Here is a 22,222-nt window from a genome sequence, read left to right on the forward strand (position 1 = left end):
CTTAATAATGATAACTCTTTTCAATTAGATAGTTGCCTGCCGCTTTGGCTATAATGCCGGCATCCATTCAACCCTGTTCTTTTGAGGTGATCATGCACTTTTTATGGCGTTCGGAATCCCATTTCAATCTGGCCAACCTTTTTACGATGGCCAATATCACCTGCGGGTTGCTCGCGACCTATTTCGTGACGCAGCACGAATTCGTCTATGCGGTAATTCTCGCCTGGATGGGGGGAGCCTTTGATATTTTCGACGGTAAAATCGCCCGCAAATACGCCCTCTCCAACGAGTTCGGCGTCCAGCTCGATTCGTTCGCCGATTTCCTGAGCTTTGTGCTGGTCCCGACCTTCTTTATCTTCGAAGGGGTCTATTCGCAACTCAGCGGCTTCCCTCTTTTCCTCGCCTCGATCGCATCGATCTACTACGTCATCAGCGGCCTTCGCCGCCTGATCCAGTTCAACATCAACACCGACGCGGGAGAAGTCAGCAAATATTTTACGGGGGTTCCGACCCCGCTGGGAGCGATATTGCTCTGGCTCGTATGGCTGGGGTCGGGCTTTATCGGATGGGTGGGAGTCCTCGCGCTGATGGTACTCATCGGCGCGCTGCTCAATTCAAAAGTGAAAATTCCCCACTTATAAAAGAGATTCTTCTTCCTCGGCGTCCGCGAGGGAGGCGGGAAGCGCTTTCTTGGGTTTGAGCCCCAGTTTTCGCATCCCCTCGGCACGGCGGATCAGATTCCCTTTGCCGGTGCTGAGTTTGTTCATCGCCGCGTCGTAACTTTTCTGTGTCCGCGCGATCTGTTCTCCAATCTTCTCCATGTCCTCCACAAACGCCACCAGTTTTTCGTACAGCGCTTCGGCGGAAGCGGCGATCTCGCGCGCGTTGCGTTCCTGGTATTCGCTGCGCCAGATGTGTTCGATGGTACGCAGCGTCACGAGCAGCGTCGAGGGGGAGACGACGACGATGTTCTGCTCATAGGCGGTTTTGAAAAACGTGTTGTCGTTTTCGAGCGCCAAAAGAAACGCCCCCTCGATCGGCATGAAGAGCAACACGAAATCGAGCGTTTTGACCCCTTCGAGCTGCTCGTACCGCTTGGAGCTGAGTCCTTTGATATGGCTGTGAATCGAGAGAAGATGCTGTTTGAGGGCATGGGCGCGTTCCTCGTCGTTTTCGGCGCGGATAAAGGCGTCGTAGGCGACAAGAGAAACTTTCGAGTCGATGATGATGTCCTTGTTCTGCGGCAGATGGACGATGACGTCAGGACGGTATTTTTTCCCCTCCTCGTCGCTGAGGGTGCTCTGGAGCTCGTATTCATGCCCCTCGCGAAGGCCCGATTCCTCCAGAATCCGCTCGAGAACGATCTCCCCCCAGTTCCCCTGGGTTTTGTTCTCCCCCTTGAGCGCCTGGGTGAGGTTGATCGCATCCTCGCTGAGACGCTCGCTCATCGATTTGAGACGTACGATCTCGTCTTTTAGGCTCTGGCGCTCTTTGGCGTCGTGGATGAACTGCTCCTTGCTCTGCGCGGCAAACTGCGCGATCTGTTCGCGGAACGGTTTGAGAAGCAGATCGAGCCCCTTGGCATGCGCTTCGTCGAACGTCTTGGCCTTCTGCTCGAAAATCTGGGCGGCAAGCTGTTCGAACTGTACCTTCATCTGCACCTTGGCTTCGTCGAGGAGGCGGATCTTCTCCTCGAAGCTGCGGGTATTCTCTTCGCTGCGGGTATGGAGCACCGCGTAGTCGCGTTCCAAAACGCGGTATTCATTCTGGAGCTGATCCATTTTCGTTTGCAGCTCGAGGCGCTGGGAACGTTCCTGCGCGGCAATGGCCTGTATCTGTTCGGCCTGCGTATGCAACAAAGCGAGGTCCGATTTGGTTTTGAGGTATTGCCATCCCAGGACGGCGGCGGCACTGACGCCGAGTAATGTGGTTGTTTCGTAGATCATGGCGCCATTATAACCCACACTCCCTAAGAGGCAAAAAAGATGGCAGAGTGTAAGATGACGCTATGAAAATTTCCCCCAACGCCCCCTGCCCCTGCCACAGCGGCAAAAAGTACAAACACTGCTGCCAGCCCTACCATAAAGGAATACTCCCCGCCACTGCGCTTTTGTTGATGCGCTCGCGCTATTGCGCCTACGCACTGGGGTTCGCCGGTTACATTATGAAAACGACCCATCCGGACAATCCCGATTACGCTCCCGATGGCGAGGAGTGGGAAAAAGGGATTTCGGAGTTTTGCCGGAACACCGTTTTCACGGGGCTGAAAATCACAGAATTCATCGACGGCGAAAGCGAAGCGTTCGTGACGTTCGAAGCGAAGTTGGGAGAGTATACGATGAAAGAGAAAAGCCGCTTTTTGAAAGTGGAAGGGAAATGGCTCTACGAAAGCGGTGAGTTTAAAGAATAGCAAGCACGCGTTAGCGCGCGCGGGCTTTTACTCTCGGAGCGTGCAAAATCAATGATAGGGATCGCCGTTGATGACGAGGCGAAAACCGATGTCGTTGGAGACGAAATCGGGACGCGAATAGCCACGGAACGAACTTCGCAGGCAGAGGTAACCCGTCTTGAAACTCCCGCCTCGGCGTACTTTGAACGATTCCCCCTCGATCCCCTCGGCCCCGACGAGCCGCGCGCGCCCGTCAGAGGGGGCATTGTTGTAGTTGGCGAAAAAATCGTCCTCGCACCACTCCCAGACGTTTCCGATCAGATCGTAAATCCCCAGGCGGTTGGGCTGCTTGGAACCGATCACGGCAGTGCGTAAGTTGGCCGTGTATTCGTAGACCGCGTAATCATCGAGCATCGCTTCGGAATCGCCGAACGTGAAGCGGGTATTTCCCCCCGCTTTGGCGACGTATTCCCACTGCGCTTCGGTGGGAAGGGCATAAAAGTGGGCTTTCCCTTCGTAACGGTTGAGCAGTTCCACGTAGGCCTTGGCGTCGAACCAGCTCACCTGCTCGACCGGATGGCGCCGGGAGCTCTCCTCTTCGACCTTGTCGTTTTTGAAATAGGAGGGGTTGATGCGCGTCAGCTTGAAATACTGTTCCTGCGTCACGGGGTATTTCGCGATCCAAAATCCCCCCACCCTCACCGGATGAGGCGGCGACTCGACGTCTCCCCCCTCTTCGTACTGGGGGTTTCGTCCCATCGTAAATTCCCCGCCGTCGACGTAGAGAAATTCCATTCCGAGCGAATTCGTAAACTCTTTGGGGGTCTCGGCGACAGGGGTCTGAACGGGAGCGGGTTCCGGTTTTTTCTTGAAAATATCGAACAAATTGGCCCTTTTGCGACTTCATTACCGTCGAACGGTTTTCAAACCGCTAGCAAAAACCGTTCACATCCCGCCATTTAAGATACAATTTTGTCATGAAAGCGTTTTTACTCTCGATTCTCATGACGGCTACGCTCTACGGCGCTCCCCTGGAAGGGTATGCGACGGTGGGGATGCTATCGCACCATTTCGGGACCACCGAATCGGGCAACGGGTACAACGGCAACCACGACGCCTACGGCGCGGAGCTCGTATATGACCGCCGCTACACGCTCGCGTATCTGCATTTCGTCAATTCACGCGACAAAAATACCGACATCGCGGCGGTAGGATACCGCTACGAACTCTACAAAGGATTCGGTCTCTACGGCGTCGTAGGCTACCAGAAGGGGTACTGTTTCGACGGCCTCAAATCGGTCGAGTGCAAAGAGGGGCGCGACAACGACGGGATCGCCTTCATGCCGATGCTCTATTACCGACACGACTACTTTACCCTCGATTTCATCACGCAGGGGACGATGATTGCCCTGAAACTGAACCTCAAACTCTTTTAACACCCCATGATCGTGATGCAGTCTTCCCCTTTGGGAACGAGGCACAAAAAGCGGTACGCTTCGTCGCCGAGGGTCTCGTAACTGTGGGGGACATTCGCAGGGATATAGAGGATGTCGCCCGCTTTGGCTTCGAAGCTCTCGTCCCCCACGCGCACTTTCGCGCGGCCTGAGAGGACGAACTGTTCGTGTTCGACGGTGTTGGTGTGGTGGGGCATATGTCCCCCCGCTTCGATCGTAAAACAGCGCATCGCGAAATTGGGAGCCTCCTGCAGCGAGAGGAGCATCTGCATGCTGACCCCCTGCCCCGCCTTCTGTGCGGCGGACGGAACCGAAGCGAGTTCTCGGTGAATCATGACCTTTCTCCTTTTTTTGGGTGCATTATCCCATAATTCCCTCTTTCTTGACAACCCTTCGGGCGATAGATTATAATGTCACAGCACAATTGCACAAGCAAAAACTCCGTATCTTACACATACCACATCTTCTTCCAAGGCATTCACCGCATGAGCGATACCACTGCGAAAACCCCCAAAAACAACTCGAAAAACCGTACGCACATTCCCGTCGAAGGGTTCACGATCGAAGCGCTGCGAACGAAAAAACTCGAAGACCTTCTCGAAATCGCCAACACACTGGGGATCGAAGATCCCAACGAGCTCAAACGCCAGGATCTGATCTTTGAGATCCTCAAAACGCAGGTTCAGCAGGGAGGCTTCATCCTCTTTACGGGAATCCTCGAAATCATGCAAGACGGATACGGGTTTTTGCGTGCGGTGGACCAGAGTTTCAGCGACTCGCTCCACGACGCCTATGTCTCGAGCACGCAGATCCGCCGTTTCGCGCTGCGTAACGGGGACATCGTCACGGGCCAGGTACGCGCTCCCAAAGACCAGGAGCGTTACTACGCCCTCCTCAAAGTCGAAGCGATCAACTACCTCCCCCCCGAAGAATCCAAAAAACGTCCCCTGTTCGAAAACCTCACGCCTCTCTACGCCCTGGAGCAGATCAAGCTCGAATACCAGCCGACCAAACTCACCGGCCGGATGATGGACCTTTTCGCTCCCATCGGTAAAGGGCAGCGCGGACTCATCGTCGCCCCTCCCCGTTCGGGTAAAACGGAGCTGATGAAAGAGATCGCCCACGGGATCACCAACAACCACCCCGAAATCGAACTGATGGTCCTTCTCGTCGACGAGCGCCCCGAAGAGGTGACCGACATGGAACGCTCCGTCAAAGGGGAAGTCTACAGCTCCACTTTCGACGAACCGGCCAAAAACCACGTCAAGGTCGCCGAGATGGTGATCGAGCGTGCCAAACGCCGCGTCGAGCTGGGCAAAGACGTCGTGATCCTGCTCGACTCGATCACCCGTCTGGCCCGTGCCTACAATACCGTTACGCCATCATCGGGCAAAGTCCTCTCGGGCGGGGTCGACGCCAACGCCCTGCACAAGCCCAAACGCTTCTTCGGTGCGGCGCGTAACATCGAAAACGGCGGAAGCCTCACGATCATCGCCACGGCGCTCATCGAAACGGGAAGCCGGATGGACGAGGTCATTTTCGAAGAGTTCAAAGGGACCGGAAACTCCGAAATAGTCCTCAGCCGCCGCATTTCCGACCGCCGTATTTTCCCGGCGATCGACATCCTCAAATCGGGAACCCGCAAAGAGGAGCTCCTCATCGGACCGGAAATCCTTCAAAAAGTTTTCGTCCTGCGCTCCATGCTGCATAAACAAGAAGACGAGGTTGAAGCGCTCCGTTTCCTTTACAATACGATGCTCAAATCAAAATCAAATATTGAATTTCTTGAGAGCATGAATGCGGATAGCAAATAACTGAAAATGACTATCGGCGTCTTTGATTCGGGTCTGGGCGGCCTCACGATCGTCGCCGAAATGCTCCGCCACCTCCGCGGCGTCCGGATCGTCTATGTCGCCGACACCGCAAACGCCCCCTACGGGGAGAAAACCCCCGATCAAATCCGCGATTTCTCCATCCGCATCACCGAATACCTGATCGCACACCATCGCATCGACGCCCTCGTAGTCGCATGCAACACCGCCACCTCCGCCGCCATCGAAGCGCTGCGCGAACGCTATCGCGACCTCATCATCGTCGGAACCGAACCGGGGCTCAAGCCCGCCATTTCCCATTCGGTGAGCAAAAACGTCGGCGTCCTCGCGACCCCCGCGACACTGGAAGGGGAAAAATACAAAGCCCTCGTCGGGATGCTGAGCCAGCATTACCGGGTGCGGGTGTTCGAACAGCCCTGTCCGGGCCTCGTTCAACAGATCGAAGCGGGCGAAACCGATACCCCAAAAACCCTTGCGATGCTGGAGGGGTGGCTCTCCCCGATGCGCGATGCGCAGGTCGATACAATCGTGCTGGGGTGCACCCATTACCCGCTCATCAAGCCGGCGATACGGCAGGTCATGGGGCAAGAAATCACCTTCGTCGACAGCGCCGAAGGGGTCACGAACCGCCTGCTCCATCTGATGGAGCAAAAAGGTCACCGCAACGAGGGGGAGGTCTCTCTGTCGCTGTTCGCGACCGGAGCGATCGAGCAGACGATGGTAGAAACGATACTGGGCAAAAGTTTTAGCGTAACCATGCTAAACTCACTGAATTAGAACCCCAGCCGGAGCAAAGATTGCCTCCGGCGGGGCAGAATCACACCGTGGAGAGGCTGCATGGGCACATCCGAAGTACTGGCACTCAAATACCGTCCGAGACGTTTCGAAGAGCTCATCGGGCAGGAGAGCATCTCCCAAACCCTCTCGCTGGCGCTCGATTCGGGACGCCTCTCCCACGCCTACCTCTTCTCGGGGCTGCGCGGTTCGGGGAAAACCTCGACGGCACGGATCTTCGCCAAATCGCTCATCTGCGAAAACGGCCCCACCTCGGCCCCCTGCGACGTTTGCAGCCACTGCGTGATGGCCAACGAGGGGCGCCACATCGACATCATCGAGATGGACGCCGCCTCCAGCCGTAAAATCGACGACATCCGCGATCTGATCGAACACACCAAATACCGCCCCGCCAGCGCCGCGGTGAAAATCTTCATCATCGACGAAGTGCACATGCTCACCAAAGAGGCGCATAACGCGCTGCTCAAAACCCTCGAGGAACCGCCGTCGTATGTCAAGTTCATCCTCGCGACCACCGATCCGCTCAAGCTACCCCCTACGATTCTCAGCCGCACCCAGCATTTCCGCTTCAAACGGATCAGCCATCCCAACATCGTCCACCACCTCACCCACATCCTTAACAAAGAGGGGATCGAATTTCAGGGGGAAGCGCTCGACATCCTCGCCCGCAGCGGCTCGGGAAGCCTGCGCGACACCCTGACCCTGCTCGATCAGGCGATCATCTACTCCAAAGGGTACGTCGACGTCAAAACGGTCGCCGACATGCTGGGGCTCCTCGATCCCGAATACATCGGTTCACTCTTTGACGCCGTATTTGCCAAAGACCGTTCCCGCCTCACCGAAATGCTCAAAGAACTCGAAGCCTACGAGGCCGAAATGGTGATCGACGAGCTGATCGCCTATCTCAAAGAGCGCCTCTACGAAGCCGACCACCGCTTCAGCCCGCTGGTGATCGAGCGTTTTTTCCGCATCCTCAGCGACGCCAAAACCCTCTTTGCGATCAATGCCGACGGCGGGTTCGTGGTGAGTCTGGTGCTGTTCAAGATGATCGAAGCCCTCAAGATAAAAGAGATCGACGAGATGATTGAATCGCTCGAATCGCGCACGCCGCACCACCATGCAGGCGCATCCGCGCCGGTTGAGCGGCCGGTGGCAGAGAGTCCCAAAAGCGTGAGCGTCGAACCCCTCGCCCCCGCCAAAAGCCCCTTCGAAGTGCTGTGCGAAAAAATCCGCGACCGCAGCCTGGAACTGGGGGAATGTTTCGAGAAAAACGTCACGTACGTCGCGTACGGCGACGGGGTCCTGACGTGGGAAAGCTGCGCCGAGGGAGAGGATAAGGAACTGCTCAAAAACAGTTTCGGCATCATTCGCCAGTTTGTCCGCGAAGTCTACGGCATCGAAACACAAATCCGCTCCGAAGCGTGCAGCAAAGCCCCCTCCCCCGCAGAGCCCGAACCGGCCGATGAGGCGGTATCCGAAAACAGGGAGAGTCCGGGGATCGATGAAAACGCCTCGATGATCGAAGAGGCCGAAGTGGGAGTGGGGAGCTGCGTCGCGTCGTGCGACGAGACGAGTACAAAAGAGTTCGACGGCGGCGACCTCCTCAAAGAGCCGATGATCCAGAAAGCGGCCGAGCTCTTCGAAGCGGTGAAAATCACCGTCCAGTCAAAAGTATAATCTTAGTTGTTCGTGCCCCGGATCACGCGCTTGACGTCATTGACGCCGTCGCTGACACCGTCGTTGAACTCTTTGACCGTACAGCCGCCGAATACCGCCGCGGCGACCAATCCCGTAATAAACCAGCGAATCATACATTCTCCTAAAACCGTTTGAAATCAAAGCGCCATTATAACGCTTTTACGGTTCACGCTCCGTTTACATCCCCCGACCCTTTCAGCGGAGGCGCGCTACAATTGCGCCATGAAAACGCAGATCCTTTTTGACAACGACGGCGTCCTCGTCGATACCGAACACTGGTACTATACCGCCAGCGCCGAAGTGCTCGCCTCGCACGGGTTCATCCTCACCCCCGAACGCTACCGCGACATCATGATCGCGGGGCATAGCGCGTTTCTCATCGCCGAGGAAGAGGGAGTCGACATGAGCGTCACCGATCTCTGGCGGGCCGAACGCAACCGCCTTTACCAGCACTATCTGCGCACCGAAGAGATCGCGATCCCCGGCGTGCGCGAGGTGCTCGCCGAACTCTCCGGCCGCTACCGGATGGGGATCGTCACCTCCGCGCTGCGGTGCGATTTCGAACTGATCCACGCCTCGCGCGGCCTCGTCGATTACATGGAATTTGTCCTTTGCAGCGGCGAATACCCCCGTGCCAAACCGTTCCCGGACCCCTACCTGCAAGGGCTTGAACGGCTGGGAGGCGCCAAAGAGCAGACGATCGTGGTCGAAGACTCCGAACGGGGGCTGCGCGCCGCCGTCGCCGCGGGGATCGAGTGCGTCATCGTCCACAACCGCTTTACCGAAAACCACGATTTCGACACGGCAACCCACCGCATCGGAAAGCTCGACGAACTGATCGCGTTGCTGTAATGGGTAAAAAAAGGAAATTTCCGCTATACTGTCTGCATTGAAAGATGATTTAGAGTCTCATCTTTGGCTGCTTTTTATTGACTTCTATCAGTACGACCCGCCTTTAGACCGCTCCATTTTATGATTTCGACCACCCGGCAACCGCCGGGTGTATTTACACACCAAAGGCTGCAACATGGCAGAATTACTCAACGGAACCGTCAAATGGTTCAACGGCGAAAAAGGTTTTGGATTCATCCAACAAGACAACGGCGATAAAGACATCTTCGTTCACTTCCGTCAGGTCAACCGCACCGGTTACGGCCGCGTTTCCCTCGACGAAGGGCAAAAAGTGACCTACACGGTCGGTCAGGGCGACAAAGGTCCCCAAGCCGAAAACGTCACGGCGCTCTAAGCCTCTCAGGCGGCCTGCGCCGCCTGCGTTTTATTAAGACCCCGAAGGGGGTTTTAACAAACCGACACAAGGGGACCACATGGAAAGCAGAGACGCCGTACTCGACGCACTCAAAAAAGGCAAACGCCTCACCAGCGTCATCACGGGGATGCAATACACCCTTATCGGCGGAAAACTCCATTCCCGCCACGGTGACAAGACCGACTGGCGCGAAAGCGGACTGCACTTCGACAATCCCCCCTCCTGGCTCAACCTGCGGGAATAACCTCATGAACGGCAAAGAGCGTAAAAATATCCAAAGCGGCAAACGGGTCGCCATCGTCCTCAAACAAGATCAGCCAACCGGAAAGCTCACGGAAGGGATCGTCCGCGACATCCTCACCAACTCCCCCACCCATCCCCACGGGATCAAAGTACGGCTGATGAGCGGGGAAGTGGGACGGGTCAAAGAGGTGTTTTAAATCCTCATAACGTCAAGCTGATCCGCTCGACGTTCACCGCTTTCCCCCGACTATTCCCCTTCACATACTCCACAATCATCCCATGAAACCGCGCAAACGCCGCATTTAGCTGCACTTCGTCGAAGTAATTACGCACCCCCGCTTCGCACCACTCCTGCAGCTCGTCGTAACTCTCGAACTCATAGCCGAAGGCATTGAGGAGCCGCGCCGTGTAGGCGTCGACGACCATGACGGCTCGCGCGCAGGCGTAGCATAGGATGCTGTCGGCGCTCTCGGGGCCGATCCCCTTTTGCGACAAGAGCCACTCCCGATCCACCGAGAGGGAAAACGTCTCGAAATCGCCGTATTCGTCAAGCAGGTTTCGGCACAGACGGATCAGGTTGGCGGCTTTGGCTTTGAACAGTCCGCTGGGGCGGATCAGCTCCATCAGGCTCTCGTTGTGGCATTGTGCGATCATGGCAGGGTCGAGCAGTTCGCGTTCGCGGAGGTTGGCGAGGGATTGCTCGACGCGGCTCCACTGGGTGTTCTGGGTGAGGATCGCACCGACGACGACCTCAAAGGTTCCGTACGACGGCCACCAGAGCGGCGGGGAGTTTTCGAGGAGTTTGAGGCGCTCCAGTGCGCTGAAAAGTTCAAAAGAGTCCTGCAAATGCATTACTCCTCGATCCACGCATCCGTACGCAATACTCTGCCGTCGTCGAAGATTTTGAGCTTGAACGCGTCGGTGCATTTGCCCGCTTCGAGGTTCAGTATGGCGATCTGGAGGATCTTGCGGCATTTTTCAGGGACTTCGAACCGTCCCGATACTCCGGTCAAAAACCGCTCGACGGGGACGGAGGCATCCATCCCGATGACGTTGTCTCGGCAGCCGGTGAGGCCGATGTCGGTCATGTACGCCGTCCCCTGCGCAATCTGGAAATCGTCGCTGGCAACGTGGGTATGGGTGCCGATAATTCCGCTGACTTTCCCTTGCAAAAGCATCATCATCGCCCGTTTTTCACTCGTAACTTCGGCATGGAAATCAAGAAAGATATTCTCTACCCCCTCTTCGCGCAACGACGCAACGCTATCGCGGGCGCAGCGAAAGGCATTGTCCACGTACGGCATCCCGTAATGCCCCATGATGTTGAGGACCGCGAGTTTCTCCCCCGCGACCTCGAAAATCCGGCACCCGCTGCCGGGGACCCCTTCGGGGTAGTTGTGGGGGCGCAGCAGCGGCAGGGAGGCCAGAAGTGGTTCGACCTCTTTTTTGTCCCACGTGTGGTTCCCGCCGCTCATGCAGTCGATCCCCATAGCCAACAGCTCGTGGGCGTTTTTGACCGTGACGCCGAAGCCGTGGGAGGCGTTTTCGTAGTTGGCGATCACAAAATCGATCCCGTATTCGCGGCGGAGGCGCGGGAGGTGTTCTTTGATCATGCTTCGTCCCGGACGGCCGACGATGTCCCCGATAAACGCGATTTTCACTCTTTGATCTCCTTTAATTCTTCACGCAGCCGTTTTTTTCCCTCACGGAAGCTTTCGCTGTCACCGTATTCGAAAAAACGCCGATAGCGCGAATGCATCGACCTCACCCGCTCGGCATGGCGGATCGGGCACCAGTACTGCTCGGTACGCCCCGCAATCTCGGTGATATAAGCAATAAGACCGTTAAAATAACTGCAATAGAGGCAATTGAGTTTTTCGACCAGGTTCAGATACCCCAGCCGGTGGCGGTCGATGATGATGTAATCGTTCCGCCGTACCCGCTCGATCTTATAGATCGGAAAACAGATCCGCTGGTACAGGGTGACGAACAGATCGAGGATCAGTGCCGGAAAAAGGACCGACCAGATCACCGGGGCACTGAGCAGATGCAAAAGAGGGGCGCGCGCCACGTACACAAACAGGTTCTGGCGATCGCGTCGGTACCGGGCGAGCACCTCTTCGCGTTTTTTGGTGATTTCGCACCGGAAATCTTCGTATTCACGGTGCAGTTCACTCTCCAGCTCGGCCTCGAGGGTTTTGATCCGGGCGATCAGTTCATCGATTTTAGGACGTTCCATCACCGAGCCCCTTTACGCAAAATTTTAAAACTATACTATAATCCCCCCATGCAATCGCTAAAGTACCTCGCCCACTATCCCGAAGAACTCCGTGCGCGGGTGCGCGATCTCATCGAGCGCAACGCGCTGGGGGAACATCTTCGGGACAAATACCCCGAGCTTCACCCCTACACGACCGACAAGGCGCTTTACGGCTACGTCACCGAACTCAAAAACGCCCATCTGCGTAATGCCCCGCCGATTGCCAAAGTCCATTACGATGCGAAAATGCGCGATCTCACCTCGGCCCTGGGAACCCATACGTTCGTTTCCCGGGTTCAGGGGGGAAAGCTCAAGGCCAAAAACGAGATCCGTATCGCCAGCCTCTTCCGCACGGCCCCCGAGCCGTTTTTACGGATGATCGTCGCCCACGAGCTCGCCCATCTCAAAGAGAAAGAGCACAACAAAGCGTTTTACAAACTCTGCTGTCACATCCTCCCGCACTATCATCAGCTCGAATTCGACGTGCGGCTCTATCTGACCTATCTGGATCTTTTCGGGGAACTTTACACCCGCGACAATTCGACCAAAACCTCGTAATGGGGGGTGTGAGGAAACATGTCGAACATCTGTACCCTCTGCGCGCGGTAGCCGTTGAGCTGTTCGAGATCCTTGGCGAGTGAGAGCGCGTTACAGCTGGAATAGATGATCCGATCCGGCGCGATTTTGGAAAGCCATTTGCACAGATGCTCCCCCAATCCCCGGCGGGGAGGGTTGACGATGACCGTATCGGGATGTTCTCCCGCAGTGGCGCTGAACGTCGCGGCGTCGAGGCTCTCGAACCGCAGTCCTGAGTGTCCCATCATCTGTGCCGATTCGCGGGCGCATGCGATCGCTTCGCTCTCGATCTCGATCCCCGTGATCTCTCTCCCCTCGCCCGCGCAGTGGAGGGCGAATCCCCCGACGCCGCAAAAAAGGTCCCAGACGCGGGAGGGTTTGTTCTCCAGCGTCCAGTCCGCGGCGGTGCGGTAGAGTTTTTCGGCGACGGCGGGGTTGGTCTGGAAAAAGCTTTTGGGGCGGATAAAAAGGGGGACGCCGTTAAAACGCTCCTCCAGACGCTGCGCTTCGGTGAGGAAGATCTCTTCCTCACCCTCCAGGATCGCCATGTGGATGCTTTGGATGTTGGCGGTGACGACTTTGAGCTCGGGGGCGCGTTGCATCAGCGTCCCCAGCTCTCCCTGCAGCCGGGGGATGATTCCGTGCGAACGGAGCACGAAACGCAGAAGCATCCCCCCCTGCGTACTGCGGGTGAGGAGAACGTATTTGAGCTCCCCTTTTTTCTTTTTGAGATCGTATCCTTTGATCCCCAGCTCGCGCAGCCACTCCTGCACAACGTGCAACACCCTCTGCATCGACGCGTCGTACAGGGGGCACTCGATCAGGCTGGATTCTTCGTCCAGCCCCAGCACAACCCCCTCAAGGGTCGGTATCGCAACCATTTTGGCCTTGTTGCGGAACCCTTTGAGCGGGCTGGGAACGGGTTTGAGCCAGTGCGCGGGGGCGTAGGGGGAGAGGAGCTCGTGCAGGTGCGCCTCTTTTTGTTTCACCTGTTCGGCGTAAAAATAGTCGATCCAACCGCACGAGCGGCACTGATAGGTATCGAAATACGAACAAAAACTCATCAGAGCACCTTCGGCTTCGCGGTACGGAGGTATTTGAGGACTGCGGCGATCAGGTCGTCGTCGTCCTTGCTCGGGCTTTGAAGCGTCTCTTTCGAGCCGTTTTGGTATTCGATCGTGATGTTCTGGTTGTAATTGCTGACCATTTTCACCTTTTTCTCGATGCACAGCAGTTTGATCACCATGATATCGAAAAACTGGCGCGTCGGGGTATCGGCCTTGCCGAAACGGTCTTCGACCTCTTCGAGGATGTCGTACACTTCGGCCATCTCCTCGCAGTGGCTGAGACGGCGGTAAAGTTCGAGGCGAAGGCGGTCTTCGTGGACCACCTCGTCGCTGATGAAGGCGCTGACGGTGAGTTTGATGTCCACTTTGGCGCGGGTCTCGGTCGTCTGGTTGGTGAGGAGTTTGATCGCATCTTCGAGCATTCTCAGATAGAGCGAATAGCCGATGTTTTTGATATGGCCGCTCTGGGCATCGCCCACGAGGTTCCCCCCGCCGCGGATTTCGAGGTCGTGGTAGGCCAGCATCGATCCGCTCCCCAGAAACGAGTTCGATTCGAGCGCCACAAGCCGTTTTTTCGCCTCTTCGGTGAGGCTCTCCTTGTCATCGACGATGAAATAGGCATACCCCTCGATGTGTCCCCGTCCCACGCGCCCGCGCAGCTGGTGGAGATCGGCCATTCCGAAACGGTCGGCCCCGTCGATGATCATCGTGTTGACGGTGGGCATGTGGATCCCCGATTCGATGATCGAGGTCGCCAGCAGCACGTCGTACTCTTTTGCGGCAAATTTGGCGATCTCCTCCTCGGTCTCGGCGGCCCCGACTTTCGAATGGAGGATCAGGATCCTCAGATCGGGGAGGATCGCTTTGAGTTCTCCCGCCTTGATCACCATCGAATCGATCGAGTTGTGGACGTAAAATACCTGTCCGCCGCGGCGAAGCTCGCGCAGGATCACTTCCTTGATAAGCTTCTCGTCGTAGTTTTTCACAAAGGTCCGCACCCCCAGCCGCTCGCTCGGCGGGGTGAGAAGTTCGGAGAGGGTCTTGATCGAGCTGAGCGCCTGGTTAAGACTGCGCGGGATCGGGGTGGCGCTCATGCTGAGGAGATGGACGTTCTCGTAGAGAGTTTTGAGCTTCTCTTTTTGCTTCACTCCGAATTTGTGCTCCTCGTCGATGATGACGAGCCCCAGCTTGGCGCAGCTGACCCCCAGCAGGGCGTGGGTTCCGACGACGCAGTCGATCTCGCCGCTCCCCAATGCGCGCAGAATCGCGTTTTTCTCCTTGGTGCTCACGAAGCGGTCGAGTTTGCCGACCCGTATCCCGAACTCACCCAGACGCTCTTTGAGCGAGCGGTAATGCTGCGAGGAGAGCAGCGTTGTCGGAACGACGAGAAGCGTCTGGTAGCCTCCCCGCACGGCGGCGAAAATCGCGTTCATCGCCACCTCCGTTTTCCCGAATCCGACGTCCCCGCTAAGCAGCCGGTCCATGATCTTGCCCGAGGAGAGGTCGGCGACGATCGCGTCGACGGCGCTTTTCTGGTCGGGAGTATAATCGAATCCCGCGTGGGCCTGAAAACGTTTGAGTTCCCCCGCATCGCATTCGATGGCCGGGGCCTTGACCAGGGCTCGGCTCGCGGCGATCCCCACGATCTCCGAAGCGATCTCGAACAACCGCGCCTTGACCGTCTCTTTGAGTTTACCGAAGCTCCCTTTCCCCAGACGGTCGAGGACGGGAAGCGAGCCCGAGGCGATGTAGCGGTCGATCGCATCGAGGTTTTCGACGGGGAGGAGCAGTTTGTCGTCCCCCATGTACTTGATGACGACGAGGTCTTTCACGCCGCCGAGGATTTCGGCCTGCTCGATCCCCTCGAAGATCCCCACCCCGTACTCTTCGTGGACGACGTAGTCGCCCACTTTGAGGTCGTCGAGCAGAATCGAGGTACGGCGACGGCGCCGTTTCTTCTCGCGGCGGTTGAGCGACACGATCACCTCATCGGGGCCGATCAGGTTGAGTACCAGCCCCGAAGTGCGTAATTCGATCCCCTTGGTATCGAATATCCCCGCCGCTTTGAGCTGGGTGTCGCTTGCGGCGATCAGAATGAATTTTTTGTTTTTGTGGACGCTGCGGAGCGTGTCGAGGGAGGGGGCGACGAGCGGCGCGTAACGGCTTGCTTCGGGGATCACCTCTACCTCAAAACGTTCCCGCGCAAGAACGGGCTGATTGAGACCGTACGCCTCGTCGATGACGCTTTTCATCTCGCGGATGCGGAGAACCTTTTTCCCTTCGCACAGGTCGTATCCCGCGTCCCCAAGCACCCAGTAGCCCAGCGAAGCGATGTCCTTGACGAAACTGTCGCTGATTGCGTTCTCCACCTCACGGGTAAACCGTTTGTACTGCTGGGCATCCAGCGAGAAAAAGGTACTGGTCACACGAATCTGGGCGACCTCTTCTTTGTACGTGCGCTGGGTCTCGACATCGAAAAACCGGATCTCTTCCACCTCGTCGTCAAAAAGGCTGATACGGCAGGGATTTTCACTCCCCGGAACGTAGATATCGAGGATGTCGCCGCGATGCGACACCTCCCCTTCCATTTCGACCATGTCGACGAAGGTGTATCCCCAGTGCAGCAGTTTCTCTTTGAGCGCGCCCAGGTCGAGCCGGGAAGCGAATTCGATCTCGAAACTTTGCAGCAGCTCCTCTTTGGGGACGGGAAAAAGAAGGGTCTTGAGCGGCGAAATTACCAGTGGTTTGCGCGAGGCGGCATAATAGGCGCGCAGCGCGGAAAAAAGGGCGAAAAGTTCTTCGCCAAAGGGGCGGAGGTCGTCCATATAGGCGGCGCGGAAATCGGGGAGCACCGCCGTCTCGATCCCGAGGAACGCGCAGACGTCGGCAAGTTCCCCCGCTTCTTTGGCATCTTCGCACAGGAGAATGTCGGGGCGTTTTTTGGGATCGGTTTTGAGATACTCGTACAGTCGTGCCTGTGCCATCAGGGGTTCATCCTTTTCAAAAACGTCTCGGCCACGCTGAACGAGCCGAAGACCAGATACTCTTTTTCCTCATCCGTCCGCTCGAAAGGAACGAAGGGGATCTGCAGTTCACCCAGCGCCGATTCGAGGTCGCTGCGCTCCGCGATCCGGGGTTCGTTTACGTCGATAATCTCGACACGTTCGACGATCGGCCTCAGAATCCGCAGGATCTCGCGGTAATCCTTGTCGCGGTAGGTGTTGTAGACAAGGTTTACCTTTTTCCCGGCGTAAGCCCGCACGATTTCACGGGCGGCAAGCGGGTTGTGGCCGACGTCGAGAGTGACGTTGTGGGAAATTTTGCTCAGCCTCCCGAACAACGCGTGCTGATCGAAGAGCTCGGCGTGCGCCTCGAATCCCAGCAGTTCGAATGCGGCCATAGAGAGGAGCAGATTATCGCGCAGATAGTCGCTGAGGCCGTTTTTCGTGGCAATATGCCATGCGTTCTCCTCCATCGCCGGAGTCACCCGTTCCCCAAGGGTATAGAGCCTCGTCCCCTTGTCGTGCGCGATCTTTCGCGCGATCGTCTCGACTTCGGAATGTTTTTGCCATCCCAGCAGCGCGAGGCGGGTCATGCTGCGCAGTTTGGTCTGCGCGACCGCTTCGATCGTCGTCCCCAAAAAGGCGGCATGGTCCAGATCGATCGGGGTAAAAACGCTCAACGCTTTCTCAAAGACGTTCGTCGCGTCGTGTTCCCCCCCAAGTCCCGCTTCGAGAACGACCCAGTCACACCCCTCAAACGCCAGCATAGAGAGCAGCGTCGTGTATTCGAAATAGCTCAACGACTCGGAAACGCCCGCGGGAAGGAGCTTCATAAGTCGGCGGTGGACCGCTTCGAGCGCCGCGTCGCCAATCTCTTCGCCCCCGATCCAGATGCGCTCGTTGAACCGGAGGATGTGCGGCGACGTGTAGTGTCCGGTCCGTTTTCCGCTGCGGCGGAGCGCTTCGGCGAGAAAACGCCCCGTGCTCCCTTTTCCGTTCGTCCCCACGATGTGGACGATGGCGGGTTTGGGGAGGCAATCGGCGATCATGGCGTACGCGCGCGGAAAGCGCTCGTAATCGATGACGTCGTAAAACAGAGGTTTGGCGGAGAGGAATTCGTCTAGGTTCATGCGGGCTCGACGCGGTTTCGCCCTTTGTGTTTGGCATCGTAGAGCCGGGCATCGGCCCCTTTGAGGAGCGCTTTTTCGCTGTCAAATTCGCTTCGCTCGGCCACGCCGATGCTGACGCTGACGTCGATACGATGATTCTGGTACATAAAATGGGCCTGCTCGACGTGGGAACGGATCTTTTCGCCGAAAATTTTCGCCCCCGCGATGTCGGTATCCAGAATCGCGATAAACTCCTCGCCGCCGTAGCGCCCGACGGTGTCGGTTCCGCGCGCCTCTTCCTTGAGGATTTTGGCAAACGCGATGAGCACCGCATCCCCCGCTTCATGGCCGTAGGTGTCGTTGATCTGCTTGAAATGGTCCAGATCGAGCATGGCGATGCTGTAACTTCGGTCGTGGCGTTCGTATTCCGCCTCTTTAAGGCTTAAAAATTCGCTCACCGCCCGTTTGTTGAACAGCTTGGTGAGAAAATCCTCCCGCGATGCCTGCTGCGCTTCGGCCAGTTCGGCTTCCAGCACGGCGATTTTTTTGCCCATCCGCTCCACTTTGTCGTTGTGGATCTTGAGGTCCTTGCCGAGCACTTCGACTTTTTCCTCCAGCGCCGTGGCAATCGTGTAGAGCCGTTTATGAGCCGTTTTGAAATCGGCGGGTTTGTCCGCTTCGAGTGCTTCAAGATCGCGTTTGACGTCGCGGATCTCGGCAGTGGAGTTTTCGCTCCGCTCGATCAGCTCGATCAGCTGTGCGGAGAGTTTCCCCAACAGACGGTCAAGCGTATGGACCATCTCCTCGACGCTCCGTTTGTCCAGGGCGATCCGCATCGCGATGGCCGTTTTGATCTCTTTTTCACACTCCGACGAGGCGAGGTATTGGGGCGAATTTTTGAGTTTTTGGGAGAGCTTGAGGGTCGCATCGTCCATTTTGGGAGCGATTGAGGGGACCAGTGACGCGACGACGAGCTGCGCGGCGCTCGCATAGTCGCCCGTACCCCCCTCTTTCGCCCGCGCAAAACGGAGCCCCTCGATCGTCCGGCGCAGATTCGCCGTATCGACGGGTCCGAATTCGGCAAGCTTCATCAGATAGGTATCGTCGTAGATCGAGAGAAAATTGCTCCACGCCTGTTTGAGCAGGTCGATCTGGGTCGCCCCGCCCCGTTCGTCGAGAACGGCGACGGTTTTTCGCGCCAGCGCGGAGGCTTCGGCGTTGTGCAGCAGCTCGACGCTTTTGGCCATCTGTTTGGCCAGCGAACTGAGCATCTCCACGAGCGCGGACGCTTCGGTGGGATTGAGACGGCTCATTTTCGAAATCAGGAAACGGATCAGTTCGGCGGTCGTTTTGACCCGGTAAAGTTTGATCTCTTCGGCCGTCTTCTTGTCCAGCAATGCGGTGTATCGCTCCACACCGCCGCAGTCTTCGACCGCAACGCCCGCTTTTTTCGCCTCCGCGCAGAAAACTTCGGCGTAGACGTCCGGCGTCCAGGTTTTTCCCTCGTTTTTAAGCCGCTCTACCGTATTGCGGACGATCTGATGTATGGTCATCGCGACTCCTCTTTCGGCGGTTTCGCCCCCTCGGCGGCGAGCTTGGCGATAAATGCGTCGATCGCTTTTTCGGCCCCTTGCGAAATCGCTTCGAAACGGGCCTGGTCGGTAATGATCGCATTGGGTTCGATGGCAAAGTCGTATACACCGGTCGTTGCGTACGAAGCCGTTTTGCTTTCCGTAACGCGGGATATGTTCATTGTCACCGTCGCGCGGTACGTAATGATGTAGCCGTTCGTGTCGTATTGCAGGGGCGAGAACCCGACGCCGCCGATGGAGATGGTGAGGTGGGTTTTAGCACTGTGCTTGGGGCGCAGCGCGGTTCGGAATTTGGTGATGACCGCTTTGTCCACGGCGTCTTTGATGATGACCGTATTCTGCGGGTCTTCCATCGAAATGATCACTTCGGTGCTGACGCTCTCCCCGACGACGTTTTTGGCATAATGCGCTGCCGGGGCATAGCCGCATCCGGCCAATGCAAGGCTCAACACGACCGATGCGACCGTTTTTTTCATCATTTATCCCTTGATAACCAGATTGACAAGCTTGCCGGGAACGACGATCTCTTTGAGGATCTCTTTGCCTTCGAGCCATTTTTCCACCGCCGCTTTCGCTGCGGCAAGGATTGCTTCGTTCGAATCACCCACTCCCACTTCGATCGTTGCACGGTTTTTGCCGTTAACCGAAACCCCCAGGGCGATGTGATCGACTTCAAATACCTCGTCGAGCACTTTTTGGGGGCCGAAATTTTTACCTCCGAAGAGCGTCCGGGAGAGTTCCCAGCACAGGTGCGGAACGATCGGCTCCATAATGGAGCTCAGGATCCAGTACCCTTCGCTCCAGACGTCGGCGTTGTTCTGCTCGTTCAGCGCGTTCATCGCTTCCATTACCCCGGCGATGAGGGTGTTGAAGGTGTGGCGTTCGGTATAGACGTCCTGGGCGCGTTTGAGCGCTTCGTACACTTTTTTGCGCGCCGCTTTCTCCTCTTTGGAGAGTGCCGCGTGATCGATCGCCGGGATCGTTTGGGTCGGGGTCACCTTTTGGCTCCGGTCGGCGAAACGCTTGAGGAAACGGAATGCCCCTTCTACCGCGCTGTCGTTCCATTCGAGTTCCTGCGTCGGCGGTGCGGCGAACAGGATGAAAAGGCGTGCCGTATCGGCTCCGTATTTGGCGACGAGTTCCCCAGGATCGACGGTGTTCCCTTTGGATTTGGACATCTTGGCCCCGTCTTTGAGGACCATCCCCTGGGTAAGGAGGTGGTCGAAAGGCTCGTCCGAACGGACGTATCCCAGATCGCGAAGCATTTTCGTAAAGAACCGCGCATAGAGCAGGTGCAAAATCGCGTGCTCGATCCCCCCGATGTAGTGGTCGACGTTCATCCAGTACGCAAGCGCCTCGGGGTCAAACGCCTCTTTGTAATCGTTTTTGACCGTATAACGGAGGAAATACCACGACGACTGGATAAAGGTATCCATCGTATCGGTCTCCCGTACTGCCGCCTTGCCGCATTTTGGGCAGGCGCAGTGTTTCCACGTCGGGTGATGGTCCAGCGGGTTCCCCTCGCCGGTGATCTCCACGTCTTCGGGAAGTGCGACGGGAAGGTTCTCTTTTTTCTCCGGTACGATGCCGCAACTCTCGCAGTGGATGAGGGGAATCGGAGCGCCCCAGTAGCGCTGACGACTGATCCCCCAGTCTTTGAGACGGAAATTGACCACTTTTTTGCCCAGTTTATTGGCCTCGAAATAGTCCATGATCGCGGCTTTCGCACTGACGTTGTCCATGCCGCTGAATTCTCCGCTCTCTCTCAAGAGCCCCGTTTCGGTGTAGGCACAGCCGCTGGGGAGTTCACCCTCGGCGGGAAAGATGACCGGGTTGAGCGGAAGGTTGTATTTGGAGGCGAATTCGTAATCGCGCTCATCGTGCGCGGGAACCGCCATGACCGCACCCGAGCCGTAATCGGTCAAAACGAAGTTGGCGACCCATACGGGGACTTTCGCGCCCGTCAGCGGATGGATCACGTCGATTCCCAGCGCCACCCCCGCTTTGGGCTGTGTGGCGCGTTCGCGCGCACCGACGCGTTGCATGGCGCGGATCGCTTCCGCGCTCGTCTCATCCAGCAGTCCGAACGAGAGCATGTGGCGAACGATTTCGTGTTCGGGGGCGAGTGCCGCGTAGCTGACACCGTAGATCGTGTCGGGACGGGTCGTAAAGACTTCGAACCCGTCATACACGGCCCCAAGCTTCGCTTCGCTTGCCTCGTCGAGCCTGAATCTAAACTCCAGCCCGTACGATTTGCCGATCCAGTTCTCCTGCATCGTCAACACCTGCTTGGGCCATTTCCCCTCGAGGGTTTTCAGCGATTCCAGGAGCTCTTCGGCGTAATCGCTGATTTTGAGATAGTACTGGTACATCTCTTTTTGCTCGATCGGAGTGCCGCAGCGCCAGCATCCCCCCTCCACGACCTGTTCGTTGGCCAGAACCGTCTGGTCATGCGGACACCAGTTCAAAAATCCCTGTTTCCGGTACAAAAGCCCCTTTTCAAACATATCGATGATAAAGGCCTGCTCGAACGCCGTGTATTCCGGGTTGGAAGTGGCGAACTCACGTTCCTCGGAAAACGACAGTCCAAGCCCGGCAAGCTCTCCGCGCATCGTCGCGATGTTTTCATAGGTCCATTTTTTGGGATGGACACCGTGTTTGATCGCGGCGTTCTCCGCCGGCATCCCGAAACTGTCCCAGCCGATCGGATGGAGGACGTTGAACCCCTGCTGGCGGTAGTAGCGCGCAAATGCGTCACCGATGGTGTAGTTGCGCACGTGCCCCATGTGGATCCGCCCCGAAGGGTAGGGAAACATGCTGAGGACGTATTTTTTCGGTTTGGAAAAATCGTTTGAAGGTTCGTAGGCTTTGGTTTCGCTCCAGAAGCGCTGCCATTTGGCTTCAATCTCTGCGGGGGAATAATTCAAAAAAGGCTCCT

At 57.0% G+C, this 22,222-nt stretch carries 24 protein-coding genes; 11 read left to right on the forward strand and 13 right to left on the reverse strand.

Annotation, left to right across the window (positions count from 1 at the left end):
* The first annotated feature begins 92 nt into the window (after nucleotides 1–92).
* On the forward strand, nucleotides 93–641 hold the full coding sequence (locus tag AB1763_00720; GenBank protein MEW5831345.1) for a CDP-alcohol phosphatidyltransferase family protein: 549 nt from the start codon (nucleotides 93–95) through the stop codon (nucleotides 639–641).
* On the opposite strand, the gene AB1763_00725 is transcribed toward AB1763_00720, so the two are convergent.
* Nucleotides 636–1,946 carry a DNA recombination protein RmuC gene (locus tag AB1763_00725; GenBank protein MEW5831346.1) on the reverse strand — a complete coding sequence of 437 codons (1,311 nt, stop codon included), beginning with the start codon at nucleotides 1,944–1,946 and terminating at the stop codon, nucleotides 636–638. The genes AB1763_00720 and AB1763_00725 overlap by 6 nt on opposite strands.
* A gap of 62 nt (nucleotides 1,947–2,008) precedes the next feature.
* Between AB1763_00725 and AB1763_00730 the strand changes: the two genes are divergently transcribed.
* Nucleotides 2,009–2,410 (forward strand): YchJ family metal-binding protein, encoded by a 402-nt coding sequence (locus tag AB1763_00730; GenBank protein ID MEW5831347.1) that lies wholly within the window; start codon nucleotides 2,009–2,011, stop codon nucleotides 2,408–2,410.
* Between the two features lie 48 nt (nucleotides 2,411–2,458).
* On the opposite strand, the gene AB1763_00735 is transcribed toward AB1763_00730, so the two are convergent.
* Nucleotides 2,459–3,274, reverse strand: coding sequence for a formylglycine-generating enzyme family protein (locus AB1763_00735; GenBank protein MEW5831348.1), 816 nt, complete (start codon nucleotides 3,272–3,274; stop codon nucleotides 2,459–2,461).
* 92 nt (nucleotides 3,275–3,366) lie between these two features.
* Between AB1763_00735 and AB1763_00740 the strand changes: the two genes are divergently transcribed.
* Nucleotides 3,367–3,825, forward strand: coding sequence for a hypothetical protein (locus AB1763_00740; GenBank protein ID MEW5831349.1), 459 nt, complete (start codon nucleotides 3,367–3,369; stop codon nucleotides 3,823–3,825).
* On the opposite strand, the gene AB1763_00745 is transcribed toward AB1763_00740, so the two are convergent.
* Nucleotides 3,822–4,178: a cupin domain-containing protein gene (locus AB1763_00745; protein ID MEW5831350.1), complete on the reverse strand. Its 357-nt coding sequence runs from the start codon at nucleotides 4,176–4,178 to the stop codon at nucleotides 3,822–3,824. The two genes, AB1763_00740 and AB1763_00745, sit on opposite strands and share 4 nt — an antisense overlap.
* A gap of 150 nt (nucleotides 4,179–4,328) precedes the next feature.
* Between AB1763_00745 and rho the strand changes: the two genes are divergently transcribed.
* From rho to AB1763_00760, 3 genes are read left to right on the forward strand one after another with little or no spacing between them, the layout of a single operon-like run.
* Nucleotides 4,329–5,657 carry a transcription termination factor Rho gene (gene rho, locus AB1763_00750; protein MEW5831351.1) on the forward strand — a complete coding sequence of 443 codons (1,329 nt, stop codon included), beginning with the start codon at nucleotides 4,329–4,331 and terminating at the stop codon, nucleotides 5,655–5,657.
* Between the two features lie 6 nt (nucleotides 5,658–5,663).
* The gene (murI, locus tag AB1763_00755) at nucleotides 5,664–6,452 is read left to right on the forward strand and encodes a glutamate racemase (GenBank protein ID MEW5831352.1); all 789 of its coding nucleotides are present in this window, start codon (nucleotides 5,664–5,666) and stop codon (nucleotides 6,450–6,452) included.
* Between the two features lie 60 nt (nucleotides 6,453–6,512).
* Complete coding sequence (locus AB1763_00760) at nucleotides 6,513–8,147, forward strand: DNA polymerase III subunit gamma/tau (protein ID MEW5831353.1); 1,635 nt, start codon at nucleotides 6,513–6,515, stop codon at nucleotides 8,145–8,147.
* 2 nt (nucleotides 8,148–8,149) lie between these two features.
* Here AB1763_00760 and AB1763_00765 read toward each other — a convergent pair whose 3' ends face one another.
* The gene (locus tag AB1763_00765; protein ID MEW5831354.1) at nucleotides 8,150–8,281 is read right to left on the reverse strand and encodes a hypothetical protein; all 132 of its coding nucleotides are present in this window, start codon (nucleotides 8,279–8,281) and stop codon (nucleotides 8,150–8,152) included.
* Nucleotides 8,282–8,390: 109 nt separating this feature from the next.
* On the opposite strand from AB1763_00765, the gene AB1763_00770 reads away from it, so the two are divergent.
* The 4 genes from AB1763_00770 to AB1763_00785 all read left to right on the forward strand — a co-directional run bounded on the left by AB1763_00770 (nucleotide 8,391) and on the right by AB1763_00785 (nucleotide 9,875).
* Nucleotides 8,391–9,020, forward strand: coding sequence for an HAD family phosphatase (locus tag AB1763_00770; protein ID MEW5831355.1), 630 nt, complete (start codon nucleotides 8,391–8,393; stop codon nucleotides 9,018–9,020).
* 175 nt (nucleotides 9,021–9,195) lie between these two features.
* Nucleotides 9,196–9,414 carry a cold-shock protein gene (locus AB1763_00775; protein ID MEW5831356.1) on the forward strand — a complete coding sequence of 73 codons (219 nt, stop codon included), beginning with the start codon at nucleotides 9,196–9,198 and terminating at the stop codon, nucleotides 9,412–9,414.
* Nucleotides 9,415–9,493: 79 nt separating this feature from the next.
* A complete protein-coding gene (locus AB1763_00780; GenBank protein MEW5831357.1) occupies nucleotides 9,494–9,679 on the forward strand; it encodes a hypothetical protein in 186 nt (61 codons plus the stop codon).
* A 4-nt stretch (nucleotides 9,680–9,683) separates the two neighbouring features.
* Nucleotides 9,684–9,875, forward strand: coding sequence for a YwbE family protein (locus tag AB1763_00785; GenBank protein ID MEW5831358.1), 192 nt, complete (start codon nucleotides 9,684–9,686; stop codon nucleotides 9,873–9,875).
* A 4-nt stretch (nucleotides 9,876–9,879) separates the two neighbouring features.
* Here the strand turns inward: AB1763_00785 and AB1763_00790 are convergent, their stop codons facing one another.
* The 3 genes from AB1763_00790 to AB1763_00800 are packed head-to-tail and all read right to left on the reverse strand — an operon-like array spanning nucleotide 9,880 to nucleotide 11,917.
* Nucleotides 9,880–10,530 carry a 3-methyladenine DNA glycosylase gene (locus tag AB1763_00790; protein MEW5831359.1) on the reverse strand — a complete coding sequence of 217 codons (651 nt, stop codon included), beginning with the start codon at nucleotides 10,528–10,530 and terminating at the stop codon, nucleotides 9,880–9,882.
* Complete coding sequence (locus tag AB1763_00795; GenBank protein ID MEW5831360.1) at nucleotides 10,530–11,339, reverse strand: TIGR00282 family metallophosphoesterase; 810 nt, start codon at nucleotides 11,337–11,339, stop codon at nucleotides 10,530–10,532. The genes AB1763_00790 and AB1763_00795 overlap by 1 nt, the downstream gene beginning before the upstream one ends.
* On the reverse strand, nucleotides 11,336–11,917 hold the full coding sequence (locus AB1763_00800; protein MEW5831361.1) for a hypothetical protein: 582 nt from the start codon (nucleotides 11,915–11,917) through the stop codon (nucleotides 11,336–11,338). The genes AB1763_00795 and AB1763_00800 overlap by 4 nt, the downstream gene beginning before the upstream one ends.
* Nucleotides 11,918–11,965: 48 nt before the next feature.
* On the opposite strand from AB1763_00800, the gene AB1763_00805 reads away from it, so the two are divergent.
* Nucleotides 11,966–12,496, forward strand: coding sequence for a M48 family metallopeptidase (locus AB1763_00805; GenBank protein MEW5831362.1), 531 nt, complete (start codon nucleotides 11,966–11,968; stop codon nucleotides 12,494–12,496).
* Here AB1763_00805 and rlmC read toward each other — a convergent pair.
* From rlmC to leuS, 6 genes are read right to left on the reverse strand one after another with little or no spacing between them, the layout of a single operon-like run.
* A complete protein-coding gene (rlmC, locus tag AB1763_00810; protein MEW5831363.1) occupies nucleotides 12,463–13,578 on the reverse strand; it encodes a 23S rRNA (uracil(747)-C(5))-methyltransferase RlmC in 1,116 nt (371 codons plus the stop codon). The two genes, AB1763_00805 and rlmC, sit on opposite strands and share 34 nt — an antisense overlap.
* Nucleotides 13,578–16,565 carry a transcription-repair coupling factor gene (gene mfd / locus AB1763_00815; GenBank protein MEW5831364.1) on the reverse strand — a complete coding sequence of 996 codons (2,988 nt, stop codon included), beginning with the start codon at nucleotides 16,563–16,565 and terminating at the stop codon, nucleotides 13,578–13,580. Before mfd ends, rlmC begins: the two co-directional genes overlap by 1 nt.
* Nucleotides 16,565–17,713 (reverse strand): Mur ligase family protein, encoded by a 1,149-nt coding sequence (locus AB1763_00820; GenBank protein ID MEW5831365.1) that lies wholly within the window; start codon nucleotides 17,711–17,713, stop codon nucleotides 16,565–16,567. The genes mfd and AB1763_00820 overlap by 1 nt, the downstream gene beginning before the upstream one ends.
* Nucleotides 17,710–19,245 carry a diguanylate cyclase gene (locus AB1763_00825; GenBank protein MEW5831366.1) on the reverse strand — a complete coding sequence of 512 codons (1,536 nt, stop codon included), beginning with the start codon at nucleotides 19,243–19,245 and terminating at the stop codon, nucleotides 17,710–17,712. Before AB1763_00825 ends, AB1763_00820 begins: the two co-directional genes overlap by 4 nt.
* On the reverse strand, nucleotides 19,242–19,760 hold the full coding sequence (gene lptE / locus AB1763_00830; protein ID MEW5831367.1) for an LPS assembly lipoprotein LptE: 519 nt from the start codon (nucleotides 19,758–19,760) through the stop codon (nucleotides 19,242–19,244). The genes AB1763_00825 and lptE overlap by 4 nt, the downstream gene beginning before the upstream one ends.
* 3 nt (nucleotides 19,761–19,763) lie before the next feature.
* Nucleotides 19,764–22,211: a leucine--tRNA ligase gene (gene leuS / locus AB1763_00835; GenBank protein MEW5831368.1), complete on the reverse strand. Its 2,448-nt coding sequence runs from the start codon at nucleotides 22,209–22,211 to the stop codon at nucleotides 19,764–19,766.
* Nucleotides 22,212–22,222 lie beyond the last annotated feature (11 nt).

This window comes from Campylobacterota bacterium (assembly GCA_040752835.1).
Lineage (GTDB): Bacteria > Campylobacterota > Campylobacteria > Campylobacterales > Sulfurimonadaceae > Sulfuricurvum.

What these genes read in the sequence shown, in the direction of transcription:
- AB1763_00720 (MEW5831345.1), top strand. Translation starts at nt 93, where the DNA reads ATGCACTTTTTATGGCGTTCGGAATCCCATTTCAATCTGGCCAACCTT.
- AB1763_00725 (MEW5831346.1), bottom strand. Translation starts at nt 1,946, where the DNA reads ATGATCTACGAAACAACCACATTACTCGGCGTCAGTGCCGCCGCCGTC.
- AB1763_00730 (MEW5831347.1), top strand. Translation starts at nt 2,009, where the DNA reads ATGAAAATTTCCCCCAACGCCCCCTGCCCCTGCCACAGCGGCAAAAAG.
- AB1763_00740 (MEW5831349.1), top strand. Translation starts at nt 3,367, where the DNA reads ATGAAAGCGTTTTTACTCTCGATTCTCATGACGGCTACGCTCTACGGC.
- AB1763_00745 (MEW5831350.1), bottom strand. Translation starts at nt 4,178, where the DNA reads ATGATTCACCGAGAACTCGCTTCGGTTCCGTCCGCCGCACAGAAGGCG.
- rho (MEW5831351.1), top strand. Translation starts at nt 4,329, where the DNA reads ATGAGCGATACCACTGCGAAAACCCCCAAAAACAACTCGAAAAACCGT.
- murI (MEW5831352.1), top strand. Translation starts at nt 5,664, where the DNA reads ATGACTATCGGCGTCTTTGATTCGGGTCTGGGCGGCCTCACGATCGTC.
- AB1763_00760 (MEW5831353.1), top strand. Translation starts at nt 6,513, where the DNA reads ATGGGCACATCCGAAGTACTGGCACTCAAATACCGTCCGAGACGTTTC.
- AB1763_00765 (MEW5831354.1), bottom strand. Translation starts at nt 8,281, where the DNA reads ATGATTCGCTGGTTTATTACGGGATTGGTCGCCGCGGCGGTATTCGGC.
- AB1763_00770 (MEW5831355.1), top strand. Translation starts at nt 8,391, where the DNA reads ATGAAAACGCAGATCCTTTTTGACAACGACGGCGTCCTCGTCGATACC.
- AB1763_00775 (MEW5831356.1), top strand. Translation starts at nt 9,196, where the DNA reads ATGGCAGAATTACTCAACGGAACCGTCAAATGGTTCAACGGCGAAAAA.
- AB1763_00780 (MEW5831357.1), top strand. Translation starts at nt 9,494, where the DNA reads ATGGAAAGCAGAGACGCCGTACTCGACGCACTCAAAAAAGGCAAACGC.
- AB1763_00785 (MEW5831358.1), top strand. Translation starts at nt 9,684, where the DNA reads ATGAACGGCAAAGAGCGTAAAAATATCCAAAGCGGCAAACGGGTCGCC.
- AB1763_00790 (MEW5831359.1), bottom strand. Translation starts at nt 10,530, where the DNA reads ATGCATTTGCAGGACTCTTTTGAACTTTTCAGCGCACTGGAGCGCCTC.
- AB1763_00800 (MEW5831361.1), bottom strand. Translation starts at nt 11,917, where the DNA reads ATGGAACGTCCTAAAATCGATGAACTGATCGCCCGGATCAAAACCCTC.
- AB1763_00805 (MEW5831362.1), top strand. Translation starts at nt 11,966, where the DNA reads ATGCAATCGCTAAAGTACCTCGCCCACTATCCCGAAGAACTCCGTGCG.
- rlmC (MEW5831363.1), bottom strand. Translation starts at nt 13,578, where the DNA reads ATGAGTTTTTGTTCGTATTTCGATACCTATCAGTGCCGCTCGTGCGGT.
- mfd (MEW5831364.1), bottom strand. Translation starts at nt 16,565, where the DNA reads ATGGCACAGGCACGACTGTACGAGTATCTCAAAACCGATCCCAAAAAA.
- AB1763_00820 (MEW5831365.1), bottom strand. Translation starts at nt 17,713, where the DNA reads ATGAACCTAGACGAATTCCTCTCCGCCAAACCTCTGTTTTACGACGTC.
- AB1763_00825 (MEW5831366.1), bottom strand. Translation starts at nt 19,245, where the DNA reads ATGACCATACATCAGATCGTCCGCAATACGGTAGAGCGGCTTAAAAAC.
- lptE (MEW5831367.1), bottom strand. Translation starts at nt 19,760, where the DNA reads ATGAAAAAAACGGTCGCATCGGTCGTGTTGAGCCTTGCATTGGCCGGA.